Below are 18,634 nucleotides of genomic sequence, written 5' to 3' on the forward strand. Positions count from 1 at the left end.
CCCGATTGAGGTCATGACAGAGGTAGTGGCGTTGCAGCATGATGCACCTGCTTCAATCCAGTAACCGTGTTGCACTCAGCTTCTGCAACCGCCCCACCAATTTTTCGGTAGGCAAACGCCCCGCCATGGGAAATACTGGCGGAACCCACACCTTGTCTTTCACTTTTTTTACTTCGGACATACGGCAGGCTCCTTCATTTGATCTGGCTCCTGTATTGGGTAATTAGGGCTCCACGTCACCCAGCAGGAAGTTGTCACCTTGACCTGATTGCAAACTAGGAAGTGCACCTTGAGGTCACAGGACTCTGTACCGGGCCATTCTGGAATATCAACGGTTTCGTTGTAGTGCCTATAGTTTTTTTTATGCTCAGCCATAAAAGCCCTAAACTCATCGGAACCAAGTGGCGGAGCATCTGCATATGGATCAGGATCAACCTCCCACTCGATATGTGCTTTCAATCCAGGCCGCCATTTGACCGGCATCACGATGCAACAAGAGCGCCCGCCCCCACCATCTGCCCCATAGCCATTCACCTTCAGCCAGTTGATGCCATGGGTGGTATGGTTGATGGCCTGTATATTTCCAGCGGCCGTTTCATTGTCATTATCGGCCGAAGAGCAGGCCGCCAGGGCTAGACTTGTCAAGCCCAACCACAAGCGCATCACTAGCGTTATTCTCATATCCTTCACCGCAAGCTCCTTGGTTTAACCGGGGATAGCAGACAGAAACCACCTTCACACCGAAGTGACTTTTCTCTGTTATCCGAAATCAGCCGTGGATCGGTAGGCAAACGCCCAGCCACGGGAAATACCGGCGGCACCCAGACCTTGTCCACTTACTTCTTTTCTTTTTTTACTTCGGACATACGGCTGGCTCCTTCATTTGATCTGGCTCCTGTATTGGGTAATTAGGGCTCCACGTCACCCAGCAGGAAGTTGTCACCTTGACCTGATTGCAAACYAGGAAGTGCACCTTGAGATCACAGGACTCTGTGCCTGGCCATTCAGGGATATCAACGGTTTCGCTGTAGCGCTTGTAATTAGCCCTATGTTTTTCCATCGCCGCTCGATAGCCTTCAGTATCTGTAGGCCACTTGGAATAACCATACGGTTCAGGATCAACCTCCCACTCGATATGCGCTTTCAAACCCGGCCGCCATTTGACCGGCATGACGATGCAACAAGAACGCCCGCCACCACCATCAGCCCCATAGCCATTGACTTTTAGCCAGTTGATGCCATGGGTGGTGTGGTTGATGGCCTGTATATTTCCAGCGGCCGTTTCATTCTTGCTATCCGCCGCAGAGCAGCCGATTAATGCAATGGTCAGTAGAAACCATAACCATGGTCTTAGCAGGTTCCTTTTGAAACCCTTCTTCATGGCAGATTCCTTAGTTTGTTAAATTGCCGAAAAGGAAGATGCTTTCTGTTTTTATTTGCCAGGTAAGCTGTTTCTGCCGAGATAGGCTTGTTTTCTTTTTTCGCTTTTATGGAGTAAGCAAACGCCAAGCCCATAAATAGATGATTGGCGTTAATAGGACCAAGGTCGGGGCGGGAGTCGTTGAGAACACGACGGGATTGGTTGGGCATTTGAGGGAGTCCGTTCCGCGTGAGCGCACATCCCAGCAGCATTTCCCCAGGCTTGTCATTCAGATCAGTCTGGATTAGTTGTCTGATCGGGCGTCAGAAAGACTTGCACGGATTGGTCAAGCAAAGAAAAAGGGGCGCCTGAGGCGCCCCTTTTTTGGTCTGCGTTGGCGTCAGTCCAACCGCTCCGCATAGGTCGTCACCAGATACGCCACTGCCTCGCTATCCGCCGGATTCCGGTAGCTGTGCGGCTGGTCGGCGTAGAACAGGATGGAGTCGCCGGTGCCGAGGAGGAAGCGTTCTTCGTTGACGCTGATTTCCAGCACGCCCTGGGCGACTACCAGGTTTTCCTGGGTGCCCGGCGCATGGCCGGTGGAGTGTTCGATGGCCAGGCCCTTGAGGCGCAGTTCGTAGAATTCCACCTGGCGCGAGACGTCGAAGGGGAACAGTGCGCGGCTGACGAAGGCGCCGTCGCCGCTGACCAGGCGTTTGCTGTCGCGCGCGGGCAGCACGGCCACGCCGTCGAAGGCGCGGTCGTCGAGGAAGGCGGCAACCGAGACTTTCAGGCCCTGGGCGATCTTGCACAGTACCTTGATCGACGGGACGCTGCGGCCGGACTCGATCTGCGCGAGCATGGTGCGGCTCACGCCGCAAAGGCGGGCCAGACCATCGAGGGAGAGGTTGCGCTTGGCGCGCAGGCGCAGCAGGTTGCTGGCGACCCGCTCGCCGATGGGGTCTTCGGTGGTGCCGGGCGTGGCGTCGAACTCCACGGCCGGCAGCTCCGTGGAAAGCGACAGGCCCACGATCAGGCCTCGCGGCGGCCGCTGTCGCGGCTCTGCTGGACGATCTGCAAGGCGTCGTAGCCGGCCCGTTGGGCATACAGCATCCACATCAGCTCGGCCTGGCGGCGTGCCTGACGGCGCGTGCGGTGGCGGGCGAGGTCGATGATGTTGTCGGTGCGGTCCATGGCGGCTCCAGAAGGCTTTGGGACAAGCCGTTAGTGGTGAGTTGGAGCTAGCCTAGCGTTGATCCTGTTAGAACCAGAAATACTGAATTAGCATTTGTTAATTACTTATTCGGCTATAAGCGGTCGTGACGGAAAATCCGCCTGGACCGCCACGGACACCGCATCCGGCCGCCAGAATTCCTGGTCGAATTCCACCAGCAGGCCGTCCTCGGCGTAGTTCAGGCGTTCCAGCACCAGGTTGCTGGCGCCGGAGGCCAGTTGCAGCAGTTCGGCGTGATCGTCGTTGACCGTGCCCAGGCGCAGGTTCAGCGTGCAGCGCGTCTGCACCTTGCCGAAGCGCTCGCGCAGCAAGGTGGTCAGCGAGCGGTCCAGGCGCGTGTCGAGCAGGTCGGGACACCAGCTGGCGAGCAGGGTGTTGATCTCCACCAGCACCGGGCGGCCGTCGATCAGCCGGCGGCGGTGCAGGCGGAAGACGGGCTCGTCCGGCGAGGGGAGGTTCATCCGCGCGGCCAGCCAGGCGCCGGCGCGGCGGCGTTCGGCGCTCAGGCATTCGGTCATCGGCTCACGGCCTTGCAGGCGCACGTAGTCCATGAAGCTGACCAGCCGCGTCGGGTCGTAGTCGATGCGTGGCGGGCTGAGGTACCAGCCACGGCGGTTCTCGCGGTAGATCAGACCCTCGGTTTCCAGCTGTTGCAGGGCCTGGCGCAGGGTCACGCGGGTGCATTCGAAGCGCTCGGCGAGGTCGCGCTCGGGCGGCAGCTTCTGCCCGGCGAGGAAGCGCCCCTGGGCGATGTCCGCGGCCAACTGGTCGCGGATACGCGCGTAGTGCGGCGGGATGGCCTGGTAGAGCATGGCGGTCCTCAGGAGTTGCCGGCCAGTGCCGGAGCGCTGGGCGGTTCGTCATGCAGCTCGCGTTGCCAGGCCAGCAGGCCGTAGATCGCCAGCACCACGAAGCCGGCGTAGAGCCCGGCGGTGAGGTACAGCGCCTTGTACAGGAAGACCCCGGTGTAGAGCACGTCGAGGATGATCCACAGCCACCAGCTGGCGACGTATTTGCGCGCCGCCCAGAAGCTCGCCACCAGGCTGAAGGCGGTCAGCGCGGCGTCCATCCAGGGCAGGGCGGCGTCGGTGTGGGTGTGCATCGCCCAGCCCAGGGCGAAGGCGCCCACGGCACCGGCCAGGCAGCTGGTGATAGCGGTGGAGGGGGGCAGGCGTTCGACGCGCACCTTGCCGTGGTCGCTGCCACCCTTGCTCCACTGCCACCAGCCGTAGAACTGCAGGACCACGAAGACCAGTTGCAGGAGCATGTCGGAGTAGAGCTTCACGCTGAAGAAGATCCAGGCGTAGAGCAGCACCGCCACCACGTTCACCGGCCAGCACCAGCGGATGCGCCTTGCGGTGAGCCAGACCCCGAGCACGTTGACGATCACCGCGACGATTTCCAGAGTAGACATTCGCGCTTACCTCAGAAGTTGACGCTCGCCGTCAGGCGAGCCGTGCGCGGCGCACCCTGGAACAGGTAGCCGTCGCCGAAATATTCACCGACATCGCGCCAGTAGCGCTTGTCGAACAGGTTGTCGACGCTCAGCCGCAGCACGGTCGGGTAGTCGCCGATGCGGGTGCTGAAGCGTGCGCCGGCGTCATACACGGTGTAGCCGCCGACTTCTACTGCGCCATCGCGGTCAGCATATTTGGCGCCGCTGTAGCGCGCCGCGCCCAGCAGCGAAAGCCCCGGCACTTCGGCCAGCGCGTAGTCCGCCTGCAGGCTCGCGCGCAGGCGCGGGACATTGATCGCCTGGTGGCCTTCGTAATCGTCCGTGCCGCTGTTCACCACCCGCGAACGGATCGCCGCGAGGCTGCCGCTCAATTGCAGCGCGGAGGTTACCCGGCCACTGGCGGACAACTCCAGCCCGCTGTTCTTCTGCTGGCCTTGCTGCACGTAGGTGAAGCTGCCGTCGCCGTTGGGCCGGGCGAACTGGTAGGCCTGGTGGATCTGGAACAGCGCGGCGCTCCAGTCGAAGCCGGCCAGCTCCTGCTTGATGCCCAATTCCACCTGGCGCGAGGAGGTGGGCGCCAGGGTGTCGCCGGCGTTGCTGGCAAACCAGGGTGCCTCGCCGCCCAGGGACAGGCCCTTGCTGTAGCTGCCGTAGATGGAGATGTCCGCACGCGGCTTGAAGATCACCGCGCCGTTGGGCAGGAACTCCGCGCGGCGGGTATGCCGGGTGGTGTCGCCCTCGCTGTCGAAGGTGCGCTCGTCCAGGCGCACTTGGCGCCCGCCCAGCACGACCTGCCATTGGTCATTGAAGGAGAGGCGGTCGCTGGCGAACAGGCCGTACTGGCGGCTGTCGAGGTGGCGGTAGCTGTGGCCGGGCTCGCCGTCGAAAGGCTCCACGGCGCCGATGCCGGTATAGATGTTGCCGGTGCCGACCCACTCGTTGAGCTCCGGGCGGCTGTCCAGCACACGGCGGAAGGCCGAGGTGCCGACAGTCAGCTCGTGGCGCAGCCAGCCGGTGGCAAACTGGCCGTGCAGGGCGGCTTCCAGTTCGTCGTTGCGGCGGGTGTCGTCGGGGCTGCGGAAGTCGTAGAGGTCGTAGTCGCCTTCGGGGCTGAAGTAGTTCGGCACGGCGGAATCGGCGCAGCTGGCCGCGCCGTAGCAGCCCCAGGGGAAGGCGCTGTAGTCGTCGATCACCACCTTGCTGCGCGAGGCGCTGAGGGTGCCGGTCCAGGCGTCGTCGAAGCGGTACTCGAAGCGCGTATTGAGGTTCAGCGATTCGATGCGCACCGGGTCGGCCCAGCTCTGGTAGCCGATGCGGTCGTGCGGGTCGATGTCGTGGGGCAGCTGCGCACCGCCGAGCAACTGGTAGCCGGGTGCCGAGGGCTGGCGACGGTTCTGGTATTCGGCGTCGAATTGCCAGAGGGCGTTGGGCGAGAGGTTCCAGTCCAGTGCCAGGGAGGCGAAGTCGCGCTGGCCGTCGGTGTGATCGATATAGGAGCGCAGGTCGTCGTGGGCGAGGTTGACCCGCACGCCGACGGTCTGCTCGCTATCCAGCCAGGCGCCGACGTCGGTGGCGACGTAGCGGCCACCCTCATCGTCGGTGCCCAGCGTCACCGAGCGCACGTCCTGCGGGCGCTTGGTGACGTAGTTGATCACCCCGCCGGGCTCGGACACGCCGCTCTGAAGGCCGGACAAGCCCTTGAGCACTTCGACCTGCTCCTTGTTCTCCAGCGCCACGTTCTGCTCGCCGGTGATGGTGCGGCCGTTGATCTTGTAGCTGCTGGCGGCGTTGAGCGAGTAGCCGCGGATCTCGAAGTTCTCGTAGTAGCCCACCGGTGCGTAGGCCTCGCCGGTGGAGGCGTCGTTCTTCAGCACATCGCTGAGCAGGCGTGCCTGCTGGTCCTTGAGCAGCGCCTGGTTGAACACCGAGATGGAGGCGGGCGTATCGAGCAACGGTGCCTCGCCGAAGCCGCCGACCGACGCGCGGCCGCTGGCGTAGCTCTCGGTGTCGTGGCCGATCACCGTCACGGTGTCCAGGGTCGTGGCGTCTTCGGCGTGGCCGGGGCCGCTGGCCAGCAGCACGGCCAGGGTCAGCAGGCTGAGGGGAAATCGCGTGCGCGCTGGGCGCGGCAGGTACTGCATGGAACGCTCCTGAAAATCGCCGGGGCGTGCGCCGGGAATGCACGGGGCCGAGCCCCTCCCGTGCGAAACGGATGGCCTTGGATATGAAACGTGAGTGCCCGCGAACGGGCGGTCAGGCCGGAGCTGCTCCGGTGGTCAATGGCAGCGAGGGCTCTGCGGCCCACTCCTGCAGCGAGCCGTCGTAGATCGCGACCCGTGTTTCCCCGGCGAGCGTCAGCGCCAGGGCGAGGGCGGCGGCGGAGATGCCCCCGCCGCAGTACAGCAGCAAGGGTGGTTCGACCTGGTGCAGCCCGGCGAGCGCTTCCCTCAGCGCCGCGCCGCGCCGGTAGCGGCCGTCGTCGTCGAACAGGCTGCGCGCGGGCAGGTTGCTGCTGCCGGGGATGTGCCCACGGCGCGCGTAACGGGTGACGGCGCTGCCGTCGAAGAGGGCGGCGGACAGGGCGCAGACCAGTGTGCCAGGAGACTCTCCCGCGACGACTTTCTCGACGTCGTGGCGGTCGATCCAGAAGCCGTCCCGGTACTGCGCCGGGGCCGACAGCGTCCCGTTTCCCGTCTGGGAAGATTCGCCTTGCTCCAGCGAATATCCGGCGGCGATCCAGGCGCGTAGTCCCCCATCCAGCACGGCTGCATCAATGCCCAGGCTGCGCAACATCCACCACAGGCGCGCAGCCCAGAAACCGTCGCTGCGGTCATAGATCACCACCAGCGAGTCGTCGCCGACCCCGAGTGCCTGCAGGGCGTCCTGCGCCACTTGTGGATCGGGCAGGGCGAAGCTGCAGGAGGCTTGCGGATCGGCCAGCTCGTCCAGCAGGTCGGCATGGCGTGCGCCGCGGATGTGCCCGGCGAGCCAGCCGTCGTGGCCGCTCTTTACGCGGTAGTCGCCATCGAATTCGGGGGCCGCCAGTTCCACGCTGGCGTCCAGCAGGCACAGGCGAGGGTTGTCCAGCGCGGCGGCCAGCCAGTGCGCGGTGACCAGCGGTTCGCTCATCTCATTTCACCTTCGCGGCCAGTTGGCGGATATGGTTCTGCAAGCGCTGGCCTTCGGCGTCGAGGAACCAGCGGGTATGGCCGATCAGGTAGTTGTCGTAGGCCAGCGAAGCGCTCTCGGCCGAGCCGAGGATGCCGTGGAAGTAGATGACCTCGGACAGCGCGAAATCCGCGTGCACCAGCGGCAGCAGCGCGGCAAGGGCGAGCAGGTCATCGCGACCGAGCGGGCGCACGCTGGCGTAGCCCTGCAGCAGGGCGTCCAGTGCATCGAGGTCGGCGACGGCGGCGCGGCCCTGGTCCAGCTCCAGCCAGGGCACCAGATTGCGCTCGATGGCGGTGGCCAGGTCGAACAGCGCGAAGCTGCGGTCGCTCAGGCCGAAATCCAGCACCGAGACCACCTGCGCCTGCGGGCTATCCTCGCTCCACAACAGGTTGGAGGCATGCCAGTCGTTATGCGTCCAGAGTGCCGGCTGGCGTTGCAGGTAGGGCAGTAGTTCCCGTTGCCGCGGAAGGTGCAGTTCGCTGAACGTTTCCCTCCAGGGGCGTGCTTGCAGGTACTCGGCGAGGGCGGGTGCCTGGGCGAAGGTCGCTTCGATGGCGGCCAACGGGTCCGGCGCGCCGAACAGGTTGAGGTTGCTGACCAGTACGCTGGCGCTGCGCGAAGGCGCATTGAAACCTTCCGCAGCGCGGTGCAGTTTCGCCAGTGCGGCGCCGGCCGCAAAGGCGTGGGCATTGTGCTGGAACGGCGTCCAGGACAATGCGTCGCGGTACAGGTCGAGGCCTTCCGCCTTCTGGTGGACTTCATAGGTCCAGCCGTCCCGTTCGATGGCGCTGCGGCCGTGGCTATCCCGCAATACCTGCGCGACCGGCGCGCCGTGGCGGGCCAGGTGATCGAGGAGCGCGTGCTCCTCCTCAAGCCAGTCAGCCGTGCGCACGCTCGGGTGATGGCGCTTGACGAACAGCGGGCCGTTGGCGGTTTCCACCAATGCGGCGGCGGAGAACGGCCGCGGGCTGTGCCAGGTCAGGCGGACTTCGCCACCGGCCTGCGGGAAGTCTTGCAGCAGGGCGGCGACCTCCGCTTCGGTCAGCGCCGGCCAGTCGGCTTCCACCGGTTCCAGGCCCATGCCGTGGCTCAGGCGTTTCGTCATGCTGGGGTCTCCACTTGCCAGGCATTGCTGGTGGCGCCGCGCCAGACTTCCGGGTCGCGCAGCACGCCGTATTCATGCAGCCACTGGGCGTAGGGCTGCAGCAGTTCTTCGCGCTGTTCGCCCCAGTGGCCCTGATGCAGCCAGCTGGGCGCGATGCGCCGCAGGGATTCTGCCAGCATTGCGTGGGGAAAGTAGGGAATGGTGCGTTCGTAGACTGGTAATGCGGCCTCTGGCTCCGCTGCTGCGGCGAGAAAACCGCGTGCGGTGACAGCGAGGAAACGCCGCGCGATGTCGGGGTTGGCATCGAGCCAGTCCTCGCGCGCGCCCAGCAGATAGCTGTGGTAGGGCGGGGCGCCGATCTCGTCCACCGGCAGCACCACGCGGCGCTCATCGGCGATGGGGCTTGGCAGCAGCGCTTCCCAGGCCCAGTAGCCGCCGAAGCTGGCATCGGCCAGGCCGGCGTCCAGATCTTCGGGGCGCAGCTCGCGAAAGCCGGCGTCCACCAGTTCCACCGCATCGGGGTCGCCGCCGTCCTGGCTCACCAGGTGGCGCACCATGGCCAGGCCGCGCGGCGTCGGGTTGAGCGCCAGGCGCTTGCCCTGCAGGTCACGGGGGCGACGGATGCCGCTGTCGGTGAGGGTCTGTATCGATTCCAGGCCGCGATGGTTGATCGCCGCCACGCCGATCAGTGGCTGGCCGAGTTCACGGCGCACCAGCAGGCGATTGCTGGGGAACACGCCGAACGCGGCGGCGCCGCGCATCAGGTGGTCGAGGGTGTCGCCGTGGTAGGGGTCGTGCACCACCAGTTCCACGTCCAGCCCCGCCTCGAGGTACCAGCCGCGTTCGCGGGCGAGGTAGAAGCCGGCCGAATTGGGCCAGGGGTGGAAGTATTCGAGCATGACCCTCAGGGCGAACATGAAGCCTTTCTCCAAAACGGCCAGCGGCCGATGACTGCGATGGGGCGTATTGCAAGGCAGAACAATTGGTATATACCAATATGAATTTCACAGGTTTTTATAACCTTAGCGAATAATAACTCCCTGGCAGCGGGCGGCGAGCAGATAGCTGTGCGCCAAGTGCCGTCGCGGCGATGGATCGCTCTGGCGCGGGCGTGCGCGAGTTATGACCTCATGCGATTAAGGTATTTCTAGCTGCAGGTGAGCATGGCTAGAGTGGCGGCCTCTTCCAACAGCACCGGCGTTCGCATGACCCACACCCGCCAGCAACTCACCCGGCAGATCATCGACGCCGGCCGCTTCCTCTACGGTCGTGGCTGGTCGCCGGCCACCAGCAGCAATTACTCGGCGCGCCTGGCCGCCGACCGTGCGCTGCTGACCGTTTCGGGCAAGCACAAGGGCCAGCTCGGCGAGGACGATGTGCTGGAGACCGATCTGGACGGCAACAGTCTCGAACCGGGCAAGAAGCCCTCGGCGGAAACCCTGCTGCACACGCAGCTCTATGCCTGGCGCCCGGAGATCGGCGCGGTGCTGCACACCCACTCGGTGAACGCCACCGTGCTGTCGCGCCTGACCGCGGGCGACCGCCTGGAGCTGGAAGACTACGAATTGCAGAAGGCCTTTTCCGGGGTTACCACCCACGAAGGCCGAGTCATCGTGCCCATCTTCGACAACGACCAGGACATCGCCCGCCTGGCGGCCAAGGTGCAACCCTGGCTGGATGCGCACCCGGATTGCCCCGGCTACCTGATTCGCGGGCATGGCCTGTACACCTGGGGCGCACGCATGAGCGATGCGCTGCGCCAGGTGGAGGCGTTCGAGTTCCTGTTCGAGTGCGAGCTGAAGGTGCTGAGCCTGCGTGGCGCCCGCAGCTAGGAGGATTCGACCTCGACTGGGCGGAAGCCCACCACACGGTTGCGCCCGCCATTCTTTGCCTGGTACAGCGCGCTGTCGGCAGATTGCAGCAGTTCGGCCCAGTTGACCGGGCTGAAGCGCGAGGTGCTGGCGACGCCGATGCTCAGGGTGAGTACTCCCAGCGGGCCGTGCTCGTGCAAAACGGCGAGCTCCTGCAGGCTGGCGCGGATGTGTTCGGCCAGCGCCAACGCGTCGGCTTCGTCGCTGTCGCCCAGCAATATGACGAACTCCTCACCACCGAAGCGCGCCGCGCAATCGCTCGGGCGCCGGGTCCACTCGGCGATCACCTGGGCCACGGTCCTGAGCGCCGCATCGCCGGCGGGGTGGCCGTAGTGGTCGTTGTAGGCCTTGAACTTGTCGATATCCATGAGCATTACCGACAGTGCCGCACCGCTGCGCTGGTAACGCGACCACTCGTGGCCGGCGCGCAGGTCGAAGGCGCGGCGGTTGTTCAGCCCGGTCAGCGGATCGGTGCTGGCCGCCATCTGCAACTCGGCTTCCTTGCGGTCGCGCTGGCGCATCTGGCGCAGGGCGATCAGTGCCAGGCCGATCACCGTGCCATCCAGCGCGAGACCCAGCAGGGCGATCAATCCGCCGCGCCAGTACCAGTCCTCGTAGATTTCCGCCGACGGCAGGGCGACGCTGAACACCAGTGGGTAGCCTTCCACCGGGCGGAAGTCATGCCAGCGTGTTTCGCCGTCGCTACCGACATCGAAGAAGGTTTCCTCGCCGCTGGCCAGGTAGCGTTCGAAGGCTCCGGCCAGTGTTCCGGCAGGCGGCGAATCGGGCCAGCGCGCCAGCAGGGTGCCGTCGCGCATGTGCAGGCTGACGGTGCCGCCTTCGCCCAGGTTCAGCCCGCTGAACAGTTCGCGGAAGTAGTTCAGCTCCAGGTTGGCGCCGACCACTCCGGCGAAGCTGCCGTCCTCGCGCTCCAGTCGGCGGCTCAGTGCGATGCTGCTGCGGGCGTTGCTGGAGTAGGGAATGTAAGGGTGGCCGATGTACAGCTGGTTGCCTTTGGCCTCGCGCTGCGCCTGGAAGTATTCGCGCCCGGAGAGATCGATGCGCTCCGGAATCTCCTTGCCGAAATTGAAGGTGGCCACGCCCTGGGCGTTGGTGATGAATACCGAGCCCATGCCATGGGTCGGTGCGGTGTAGTCCTTGAGCAGCGACTCGCGCACTTCGCCGGAGAGCGCACGCACTTCGGGCTGGGCATGGGCGTGGACCACTGCCATCAAAGTCATGTCGTAGAGGTCGAGGTTGCGCTGGATGTCGCGCTGCACCAGCAGGGCGATGTTATGGCCATTGGCACTGGCGACTTCCAGCGCATCGTGGCGCATCTCCAGGATGGCCCAGAGCGACAGGGCGCTGATGGCGGCCGTCAGGCCCAGGCTACTGGCCAGGAGGGTGCTGGAGCGGTGGATCGGCATGCCGGTATCCATACGAAGGCGCAAGAAGAGGGGCCGCGCCGCAGCGCGTGCCTCAAGGCATATAGCAGCTAACGGGCGGATTGTCCGGCGGTAGCGGATCGGTTTGTGTCGCCGGATCAGCGCGATGGCCCAGTCCTGCAGGTTTGGCCATGGAAGAAAGGCCAGCGGGGTTGCCGCTGGCCTGTGGGTTACCGCCAGGTCACGGCGTGACGATGTTGAACCAGAAGTCGAAGCTGTCCATGTAGCCCATCAGCTCGTCCAGCTTGCCCTGGTCGCCCTGCACCTTGAGCTCGCCCGAGCCTTCCGCGTCCTTCAGCGTGGTCTGCTTGAGCATCAGCTTGTTCAGGGTGTCGCGGGTCAGGGTGATGGTGGCGTCGGCATCTTTCGCCTGCGCGCCTTCGGTGTGATTGAGCACGCCGTTGACCATTTCCAGGGTGTACTTCTGCTTCAGGTCGGTAAAGTCGAAGTTGAGGGTGATGTGCTTGTCCGCGACTTCAGGCCCCTTCAGGCGCATGGCCAGGTAGTCGAAGAACAGGTCCAGATCCATCGCCTTGACGGTATCGGGGCTGGCGGTGTCCGGGGTCGGCAGCTTCTGTACGCCGTTGCGCAACTCCTGCGCGCCGGTCAGGTAGAAGTTGCGCCATGGGCCGCTCTCGGCCTGGTAGCCGAGCTGTTCCAGTGCATCGGCCTGCAGGTTCTTCGCCGCCTGGTTGTTCGGGTCGGCGAAGACCACGTGGTTGACCACCTCGGCCACCCAGCGGAAGTCACCCTTGTCGTAGTAGTCCTTGGCCTTCTTCAGCACGGCGTCGGCGCCGCCCATCATGTCGACGTAGCGCTTGGCTTCCTCTTCGGGCGGCAGTTCCCAAAGGGTGGCGGGGTTGCCGATGAACCAGCCCAGGTAGAGCACGTAGGTGGCCTTGACGTTGTGGTTCAGCGAGCCGTAGTAGCCGCGGTTGGAGAAGCGATCGGCGATGCCCTTGGGCAGTTTCACCTGCTCGGCGATCTCGGTCATGGTCAGGCCCTTGTTGGCCAGGCGCAGGGTCTCGTCGTTGATGTAGCGGTACATGTCGCGCTGCGAGGAAAGCTGATCGCGCACTTCCTTGTTGCCCCAGATCGGCCAGTGGTGCATGGCGTACATCACCTGGACGTCGTCGCCCCACATCTTCAGCGCCTCGTTGAGGTACTTGGACCAGGGCAGCGGCTCACGGATCTTCGCGCCGCGCAGTGAGTAGGTGTTGTGCAGGGTGTGGGTGGAGTCCTCGGCGGTGTTGAGGGCCTTCTTCTCCTTGATGTAGTACATCATCTCGGCCGGCGCCTCGCTGCCCGGCGCGTAGAGGAACTCGTAGGTGAGGCCGTCGATGACGCGCTTCTCGCCGGTCTTGGAGATGATGTCGGTCGGCGGGATCAGGGTCACGGTGCCGGCCGAGGTGGTGGTGCCCAGGCCGGCGCCGAGCTGGCCGGTTTCGCTGGGCGGCAGCAGGTTGCCGTACATGTAGCTGGCGCGGCGGCTCATCGCGGTGCCGGCCATGACGTTCTCCGCCACGGCGTGTTCGAGGAAGCCCAGCGGCGCGTAGATCTTCACCTTGCCGGCCTTCACATCCTTCTCGTCGACCACGCCGCGCACGCCGCCGTAGTGGTCGACGTGGCTGTGGGTGTAGATCACCGCGACCACTGGTTTTTTCGGCCGGTGCGCGTAGTAGAGGTCGAGCGCTGCCTTGGCGGTCTCGCTGGAGATCAGCGGGTCGAAGATGGTGATGCCGCTCTTGCCTTCGACGATGGTCATGTTCGACAGGTCGTAGTTGCGCACCTGGTAGATGCCGTCGGTGACTTCGAACAGGCCGGAGATGTTGATCAGCTGCGATTGCCGCCACAGGCTGGGGTTGGTGGTGGCCGGCGCGGCTTCGCCTTCCTTGATGAAGTTGTACTTGGCCGGGTCCCAGATCATGTTGCCCTTTTCGCCTTTGATCGGCTCGGTGGGCAGGGGCGCGATGAATCCCTTGTGAGCCAGTTCGAACGAGGTCTTGTCGTTGAACGGCAGCTCCTGGAGCAACGCGTCATTGGCGGCTTTGGTGGCATCGGTAGCCGGTTTCGGCTGTTCGGCGGCCCAGGCCTGGGTGGTCATGGAAATGGCCGCCGCCAACAAGAACGATGAGCTGAATTTCCACAGCCTGGCAGCTCCCTGGCCATCCATTGCATTCGAAGATTGCGCGATCAGTTTCATTTCAAGCTCCTTCTTGCTTGATGCGCTGTACCCTTCGAGGTAACTGCCAGCGAGTTTTGGGTGTTCACTGCATCGGGTTTCGGGGCCTCATGTGCGCTGCATAGGGGGGCCAGGTCGCTCATCAGCATGCCGGGGCGTTGGCAAGGCACGCGCCTTCACGCCTGGCCTGGTCCATCCAGATGCCGGTCGCGGCGACCGTGCCGGAAATAGGATACAAAGTGATGTCGCAATACTGGCGCGGTCGATCCTCTTTGCGCCTGGTACGCATGCTGTCATCGAGCATCCCCTGCCGGTCCCTGACGGGCATTCACCGCCTGCGGGCAGTTGAATGGCATTCGTTGCGAATCCGGCCTGGAGACAGCTGGCCCTAGTCCCGTGCAGGATCCGTGGGTGCAGATGAGCCTAGATTGCGATACGGGATATGCAACCGGGTTTTTGCTGCGAGACGCGATCAATGTGCCCTGCACGACACAACAGCGGGCACGAAGCGTATCCAATCTGCATGTTGCAACGGGCTGCGGTCGCGGCGTTGACGCCGTTTCGCGGAATGCAGTGAGCTTTCACAGAGTGGCGGCCGTCATGAATTGAATCACTCCTGCCGCGGGTGGCGTTTCGCGAGGTGTCGGCAGGATCTGCCTTGCATCTGGCCCGGCGTGTCGGTCAGCATGCCGGCCGCCTTTTCGAAAAGATGCTCCGCCCATGCGCCGCCTGCCTTCGCTTACCGCCCTGCGTACCTTCGAGTCCGCTGCCCGCCACGCGCACTTCGGCCGCGCCGCCGCCGAACTGTGTGTCACCGACAGTGCGGTCAGCCACCAGATTCGCCAGCTGGAAGAGCAACTGGGGGCGACGCTGTTCGAGCGCCGGGGTCGCCAGGTGCAGCCCACTCCCCAGGCGCGACGCCTGCTGCACAGCCTGCAACAGGCCTTCGAGCTGATCGGCACGGCGTGCGACGAGCTGCGCGATCCCGGGTCCCAGGCCCAGCTGCATGTGGCGGTGACGGTCGAGCTGGCGCAGAAGTGGCTGGTGGGCAGGCTGGCGGATTTCGCCGAACGCTACCCGGAGATCGTCCTGCACCTGCACGAACAGCCGCTGGAGGCAGCGGGGCCAGCCGCGGAGATCGACCTGGCGATCACCTACGGTACCGGCCCGGCAGACGCGAGCAGCTATTTCGTGCGGCCGTTGCCGACCCTGCAGTTCTTCCCGGTGTGCAGCCCCAGCCTGTTCAACCAGTCGCCGCTTAAGCATCCGCGTGACCTGGCGCGGCATTGCCTGCTGCACGACGATCAGGACGGCAAATCCTGGACTGCCTGGCTGACCACCCATGCCAGCGACATCCGCCCCAGCCGGCACGTCTACCTCGGCCACGCCGGGCTGACCATGGAGGCGGCGGTGCGCGGGCAGGGCGTGGCCATCGGCGACAACCTCACCAGCGCCGAGGACCTGGCCAGCGGCCGGCTGGTCCGGCCCTTCGCCGCGCAGATCACCTCCCTGGGGCAGTACGCCCTGGTCTGCGAGCGTTTGCGTCTGGAAAAGCCGGCGGTGGCGGACTTCATCGAGTGGTTTACCGATCAACTGGTTGATAGCTGATGCGGGTGGGGATCGCGTAGGGGCGGACGCTGTCTGCGATTCGGCGTGAAGCGTGGCCGTTCGCGGACGGAGTCCACTCCCACGTCGCATGGAAATTCATCGTTTGTGGAGATGAATGATGAATCCAGTTCAGGTATTCCGCGAAATTCATCAATGGTGTCCGCCGTTCCGGGCCGGCAACCTTGGGCCATTCCCCTCCCTGACTCCGGAGCGTCACGATGTCCCGTACCCACTCGACAATGCCCAAGGCAGACGGCTTCCGCCTGCCCGGTGAATTCGAACCCAAGGCCCGCTGCTGGCTGGGCTGGCCGGAGCGGCCGGACGTCTGGCGCAACGGCGGCAAGCCGGCGCAGAAGATCTGGGTCGAGGTGGTGACGGCCATCGCCAGCAGCGAGCCGGTCACCGTCTGCGCTTCCGCCGCGCAATACGCCAACGCCCGGCGCATGCTGCCCGAGCAGGTGCGGGTGGTGGAAATGACCTGCAACGACACCTGGTTCCGCGACAGCGGTCCGGCCTTCCTGGTGAATGACGAAACCGGCGAGATGCGTGGCGTGGACTTCCAGTTCAACGCCTACGGTGGTCTCGACGGCGGCCTCTACTACCCCTGGGACAAGGACGACCAGATCGCGCAGAAGATCCTCGAGATCGAAGGCTTCGACCGTTATCGCGCGTCGATCATCGCCGAGATGGGCAGCATCCGCAGTGACGGTCAGGGCACCCTGCTGACCACCGAGCAGTGCTTGCTCAACCGCAACCGCAATGCCCACCTGGGCAAGGAGGAAGTCACCCGCCGTCTCTGCGACTACCTCGGCGCCGAGCAGGTGATCTGGCTGCCCCGTGGCTGCAAGTTCGACGAAACCGACGGCCACGTCGACGATCTTGCCTGCTTCGTGCGGCCCGGCGTGGTGGTGATGCAGTGGACCGACGACCGCGACGACCCGCAATGGGAGATTTATCAGGAGGCCTACGACGTGCTGCGCAGTGCGCGCGATGCCCGCGGCAATGCGCTGGAGGTGCACAAGCTGCCGCAGCCGCGGGTGCTGGAGTGGACCGCTGCCGAAGCCGAGGGGCTGGACCAGGTCGATGGCAGTTTTGATCGCCAGGAAGGCACGAAGATCTGCGCCTCCTATATCAACTTCTATACCGGCAATTCCGCCATCGTCATGCCGTTCTTCAATGACCCCAACGACCGCAGTGCCCAGGGCGTGCTGGCCGAGCTGTTCCCGGAGAAGCGTGTGATCGGCATCGACAACTCGCGGGAAATCCTCCTGGGCGGCGGCAACATCGGCTGCATCACCATGCCCCAGTACGCGGCGCCGGCGCGTCGCAGCTGAGTCGTTTCAGGGGAACGCCACAGTGCTTGCGCAGCTGTGGCGCTAGGGGCTCATCCTGCTCCGCAGATCAGCCCAGCCGCAGCGGATCGCCGCCAGCCAAGGTGCGGTCCATCAGGCGGATGCTGTCGCGGCCGCCGCGCTTGGATTCATAGAGCGCGGCGTCGCCTTGCTCGATCAGCGCGGCGAGGCTGGCCGGCGGCTGGTCGAACAGGTTGGCGCCGATGCTCAGGGTGACCGCCTGGGGCGTGGCAAAATTCTGCGTGGCAGTGGCCTGGAACTGCTCGCGCAGCTTGTTGGCCAGCGCCATGGCCTGCTCGCCGCCGACATTGCTCAGCAGAATGACGAACTCGTCGCCACCCAGGCGCGCCGCCACGGCCCGCTCGGGGAGTGCCGCGCGGATCATCTCGCTGAGCGCCACCAGCAGGCGGTCGCCGGCGGTGTGCCCGTGCAGGTCGTTGACCTGCTTGAAGTTGTCGATGTCGATCAGCAGTAGCGCGCCGGGGCGTTCGGGGGAGATTTCCTCGAACACGCGGGGCGCGCGCATTTCCAGGGCACGGCGGTTGTACAGGGCGGTCAGCGGGTCACGCGCGGCGAGGCGGGCGATGCGCTTTTCGCGGCGGTAGCGTTCGGTGCCGGTCATCGACAGGGCGATCAGCATGATCGCCATGGCGCCCTCGACCAGGGAGATCTGGATGATCTCGCCACGGAAGGCGGCGAGGTCGATCAGCGTGCCGGGGATGATCACGGTCGCGCCCTTGGCCAGGTAGAAGGCGCCATGCACCAGCATCACGTAGCGCAACTGCACCGCGCCCACGCTCAGGGACTTGCCGTGGGGCCGCAACAGGTAGCTGGCGCGCAGGGAGAGCAGGGCGACCAGCCAGGAGTTGGCCAGCAGCATGAGCTTGGACCACAGCGGGCCGCCATCGGGCAGCGCCAGCAGCGCTATCCAGGTCAGTGGGACAAGCAGCCAGCCCCGTGACAGCCGTGCCTCGGTGAACTTCGCCACCCCGCTGAGGAAGAACCAGTGCGCCAGCACCAGCAGACCGTTGGCGAACCAGATGCCGACCAGCAGATAGCCGCTCATGCGCAGCAGCGCGAGGGTGGAACCGAGGGTGATGGTGGCGAAACCTGCGCTCCAGTAGAGCAGCGAGCGTTCGCGCACGCTGCGCCATTCGATGGCCAGATACAGCGCTGCGGCCGCCGCTAGGGCGACCGAAATAGTCAACATGGTGGGTGGATCGAGCGCCATTTCCTGAACCGTACTGCACTTGCGGTAAAAAACGTGATTGTAAGCGCCCTTGCTGGTTCTCCGGTACGTCGGCCGGGTGCTTCCGGTCGGGTTTGCAACCGTTCTGTCGCGTCTGGAAAGCGCTTCTTCCGCTTTTGTCGGATTGCCGAAGCGGCTACTGGCCATCAGACTGTGCGGATTCGTGAGTATTCGCTGTGGGGCTGGAGGCCCGAAGCCATGGAAAAGCCGCCACGCCGGCGCTGGAGTCCGCTCTGGTTCCTGATCGTCGCCGCCAGCTACCTGATTGCGATCCTGTTCACCGTGGCCCTGGCGGGGCTGGGATGGATCCTCTTCTCCGGCGGGCTGGACATGACGGTGGTGAAGGAGCGCCGCTACCTGCTGCTGGGCAGTGGCGGGTTGATGCTGGTGGTGTCGGCCTACATCCTGCTGATGTCGATTCCCACGAGTTTCCTCTCGACCATCCGCCGCGACGGCTCCTGATTCTGCGCCAGCGGTCGGATACTGGCGTGAGATTGCTGCGATATGCCTGACTGGATGGAAGTCTTGATCCTGCGCAGGGAGCGCTCCCGCGGGCAGGTATAAGGTTGCCGCGCGACTCGCAGCGTCAGACTGCCAGCGC

Annotated in this window: 19 protein-coding genes; 4 read left to right on the top strand and 15 right to left on the bottom strand. The window is 64.7% G+C overall.

The genetic code is table 11. The annotated features are described in order from the left end of the window. Positions 1-52: 52 nt before the first annotated feature. From A9513_RS36580 to A9513_RS22490, 12 genes are all read right to left on the bottom strand, one after another. Positions 53-181 carry a hypothetical protein gene (locus A9513_RS36580; protein ID WP_255302882.1) on the bottom strand — a complete coding sequence of 43 codons (129 nt, stop codon included), beginning with the start codon at positions 179-181 and terminating at the stop codon, positions 53-55. Next, a complete protein-coding gene (locus tag A9513_RS35150) occupies positions 169-681 on the bottom strand; it encodes a DUF3304 domain-containing protein (RefSeq protein ID WP_083196196.1) in 513 nt (170 codons plus the stop codon). Before A9513_RS35150 ends, A9513_RS36580 begins: the two co-directional genes overlap by 13 nt. Before the next feature lie 172 nt (positions 682-853). Then, the gene (locus A9513_RS35155; protein WP_083196190.1) at positions 854-1,381 is read right to left on the bottom strand and encodes a DUF3304 domain-containing protein; all 528 of its coding nucleotides are present in this window, start codon (positions 1,379-1,381) and stop codon (positions 854-856) included. After that, positions 1,378-1,590 carry a hypothetical protein gene (locus A9513_RS35700; protein ID WP_141678486.1) on the bottom strand — a complete coding sequence of 71 codons (213 nt, stop codon included), beginning with the start codon at positions 1,588-1,590 and terminating at the stop codon, positions 1,378-1,380. Before A9513_RS35700 ends, A9513_RS35155 begins: the two co-directional genes overlap by 4 nt. 170 nt (positions 1,591-1,760) lie before the next feature. Next, on the bottom strand, positions 1,761-2,357 hold the full coding sequence (locus A9513_RS22460) for a helix-turn-helix domain-containing protein (protein ID WP_089285735.1): 597 nt from the start codon (positions 2,355-2,357) through the stop codon (positions 1,761-1,763). 35 nt (positions 2,358-2,392) lie between these two features. Then, complete coding sequence (locus A9513_RS36185; RefSeq protein WP_089285704.1) at positions 2,393-2,554, bottom strand: hypothetical protein; 162 nt, start codon at positions 2,552-2,554, stop codon at positions 2,393-2,395. Between the two features lie 105 nt (positions 2,555-2,659). After that, positions 2,660-3,406 carry a UTRA domain-containing protein gene (locus tag A9513_RS22465; RefSeq protein WP_065085623.1) on the bottom strand — a complete coding sequence of 249 codons (747 nt, stop codon included), beginning with the start codon at positions 3,404-3,406 and terminating at the stop codon, positions 2,660-2,662. 8 nt (positions 3,407-3,414) lie between these two features. Continuing rightward, the gene (pnuC, locus tag A9513_RS22470; protein ID WP_065085624.1) at positions 3,415-4,008 is read right to left on the bottom strand and encodes a nicotinamide riboside transporter PnuC; all 594 of its coding nucleotides are present in this window, start codon (positions 4,006-4,008) and stop codon (positions 3,415-3,417) included. 11 nt (positions 4,009-4,019) lie between these two features. Then, positions 4,020-6,191, bottom strand: a complete 2,172-nt coding sequence (locus A9513_RS22475) for a TonB-dependent siderophore receptor (RefSeq protein ID WP_065085625.1) — start codon at positions 6,189-6,191, stop codon at positions 4,020-4,022. 112 nt (positions 6,192-6,303) lie between these two features. Then, on the bottom strand, positions 6,304-7,179 hold the full coding sequence (locus A9513_RS22480; RefSeq protein ID WP_065085626.1) for a sulfurtransferase: 876 nt from the start codon (positions 7,177-7,179) through the stop codon (positions 6,304-6,306). A 1-nt stretch (position 7,180) separates the two neighbouring features. Further along, positions 7,181-8,326: a phosphotransferase enzyme family protein gene (locus A9513_RS22485; RefSeq protein ID WP_065085627.1), complete on the bottom strand. Its 1,146-nt coding sequence runs from the start codon at positions 8,324-8,326 to the stop codon at positions 7,181-7,183. Next, the gene (locus tag A9513_RS22490) at positions 8,323-9,243 is read right to left on the bottom strand and encodes an ABC transporter substrate-binding protein (RefSeq protein ID WP_037010902.1); all 921 of its coding nucleotides are present in this window, start codon (positions 9,241-9,243) and stop codon (positions 8,323-8,325) included. Before A9513_RS22490 ends, A9513_RS22485 begins: the two co-directional genes overlap by 4 nt. Before the next feature lie 288 nt (positions 9,244-9,531). Here A9513_RS22490 and A9513_RS22495 point away from each other — a divergent pair, with 288 nt between their 5' ends. Continuing rightward, complete coding sequence (locus A9513_RS22495; protein WP_037010904.1) at positions 9,532-10,158, top strand: methylthioribulose 1-phosphate dehydratase; 627 nt, start codon at positions 9,532-9,534, stop codon at positions 10,156-10,158. Here A9513_RS22495 and A9513_RS22500 read toward each other — a convergent pair. After that, positions 10,155-11,624 carry a sensor domain-containing diguanylate cyclase gene (locus A9513_RS22500; RefSeq protein WP_037010906.1) on the bottom strand — a complete coding sequence of 490 codons (1,470 nt, stop codon included), beginning with the start codon at positions 11,622-11,624 and terminating at the stop codon, positions 10,155-10,157. The two genes, A9513_RS22495 and A9513_RS22500, sit on opposite strands and share 4 nt — an antisense overlap. Before the next feature lie 199 nt (positions 11,625-11,823). Next, positions 11,824-13,746: an alkyl/aryl-sulfatase gene (locus A9513_RS22505; RefSeq protein ID WP_065085673.1), complete on the bottom strand. Its 1,923-nt coding sequence runs from the start codon at positions 13,744-13,746 to the stop codon at positions 11,824-11,826. Positions 13,747-14,544: 798 nt separating this feature from the next. On the opposite strand from A9513_RS22505, the gene A9513_RS22515 reads away from it, so the two are divergent. Both A9513_RS22515 and aguA read left to right on the top strand, forming a co-directional pair. Continuing rightward, the gene (locus tag A9513_RS22515) at positions 14,545-15,432 is read left to right on the top strand and encodes a LysR substrate-binding domain-containing protein (RefSeq protein ID WP_024763748.1); all 888 of its coding nucleotides are present in this window, start codon (positions 14,545-14,547) and stop codon (positions 15,430-15,432) included. Positions 15,433-15,650: 218 nt separating this feature from the next. Beyond that, a complete protein-coding gene (aguA, locus tag A9513_RS22520; RefSeq protein ID WP_065085630.1) occupies positions 15,651-16,766 on the top strand; it encodes an agmatine deiminase in 1,116 nt (371 codons plus the stop codon). A gap of 67 nt (positions 16,767-16,833) precedes the next feature. Here the strand turns inward: aguA and A9513_RS22525 are convergent, their stop codons facing one another. After that, positions 16,834-18,015: a GGDEF domain-containing protein gene (locus A9513_RS22525; RefSeq protein ID WP_065085631.1), complete on the bottom strand. Its 1,182-nt coding sequence runs from the start codon at positions 18,013-18,015 to the stop codon at positions 16,834-16,836. A 216-nt stretch (positions 18,016-18,231) separates the two neighbouring features. On the opposite strand from A9513_RS22525, the gene A9513_RS22530 reads away from it, so the two are divergent. Beyond that, complete coding sequence (locus A9513_RS22530) at positions 18,232-18,495, top strand: hypothetical protein (protein ID WP_065085632.1); 264 nt, start codon at positions 18,232-18,234, stop codon at positions 18,493-18,495. Positions 18,496-18,634: the final 139 nt, after the last annotated feature.

This window comes from Pseudomonas sp. AU12215, assembly GCF_001675465.2.
Lineage (GTDB): Bacteria > Pseudomonadota > Gammaproteobacteria > Pseudomonadales > Pseudomonadaceae > Pseudomonas > Pseudomonas nitroreducens.

Excerpts from the sequence above, each read along its gene's own strand:
- A9513_RS22525 (WP_065085631.1), bottom strand. The coding sequence starts at position 18,015 with ATGGCGCTCGATCCACCCACCATGTTGACTATTTCGGTCGCCCTAGCG.
- A9513_RS35700 (WP_141678486.1), bottom strand. The coding sequence starts at position 1,590 with ATGCCCAACCAATCCCGTCGTGTTCTCAACGACTCCCGCCCCGACCTT.
- A9513_RS22530 (WP_065085632.1), top strand. The coding sequence starts at position 18,232 with ATGGAAAAGCCGCCACGCCGGCGCTGGAGTCCGCTCTGGTTCCTGATC.
- aguA (WP_065085630.1), top strand. The coding sequence starts at position 15,651 with ATGTCCCGTACCCACTCGACAATGCCCAAGGCAGACGGCTTCCGCCTG.
- A9513_RS22490 (WP_037010902.1), bottom strand. The coding sequence starts at position 9,243 with ATGTTCGCCCTGAGGGTCATGCTCGAATACTTCCACCCCTGGCCCAAT.
- A9513_RS22485 (WP_065085627.1), bottom strand. The coding sequence starts at position 8,326 with ATGACGAAACGCCTGAGCCACGGCATGGGCCTGGAACCGGTGGAAGCC.
- A9513_RS36580 (WP_255302882.1), bottom strand. The coding sequence starts at position 181 with ATGTCCGAAGTAAAAAAAGTGAAAGACAAGGTGTGGGTTCCGCCAGTA.
- A9513_RS35150 (WP_083196196.1), bottom strand. The coding sequence starts at position 681 with ATGAGAATAACGCTAGTGATGCGCTTGTGGTTGGGCTTGACAAGTCTA.
- A9513_RS22505 (WP_065085673.1), bottom strand. The coding sequence starts at position 13,746 with ATGACCACCCAGGCCTGGGCCGCCGAACAGCCGAAACCGGCTACCGAT.
- pnuC (WP_065085624.1), bottom strand. The coding sequence starts at position 4,008 with ATGTCTACTCTGGAAATCGTCGCGGTGATCGTCAACGTGCTCGGGGTC.
- A9513_RS36185 (WP_089285704.1), bottom strand. The coding sequence starts at position 2,554 with ATGGACCGCACCGACAACATCATCGACCTCGCCCGCCACCGCACGCGC.
- A9513_RS22500 (WP_037010906.1), bottom strand. The coding sequence starts at position 11,624 with ATGCCGATCCACCGCTCCAGCACCCTCCTGGCCAGTAGCCTGGGCCTG.
- A9513_RS22480 (WP_065085626.1), bottom strand. The coding sequence starts at position 7,179 with ATGAGCGAACCGCTGGTCACCGCGCACTGGCTGGCCGCCGCGCTGGAC.
- A9513_RS22465 (WP_065085623.1), bottom strand. The coding sequence starts at position 3,406 with ATGCTCTACCAGGCCATCCCGCCGCACTACGCGCGTATCCGCGACCAG.
- A9513_RS22495 (WP_037010904.1), top strand. The coding sequence starts at position 9,532 with ATGACCCACACCCGCCAGCAACTCACCCGGCAGATCATCGACGCCGGC.
- A9513_RS22475 (WP_065085625.1), bottom strand. The coding sequence starts at position 6,191 with ATGCAGTACCTGCCGCGCCCAGCGCGCACGCGATTTCCCCTCAGCCTG.
- A9513_RS22515 (WP_024763748.1), top strand. The coding sequence starts at position 14,545 with ATGCGCCGCCTGCCTTCGCTTACCGCCCTGCGTACCTTCGAGTCCGCT.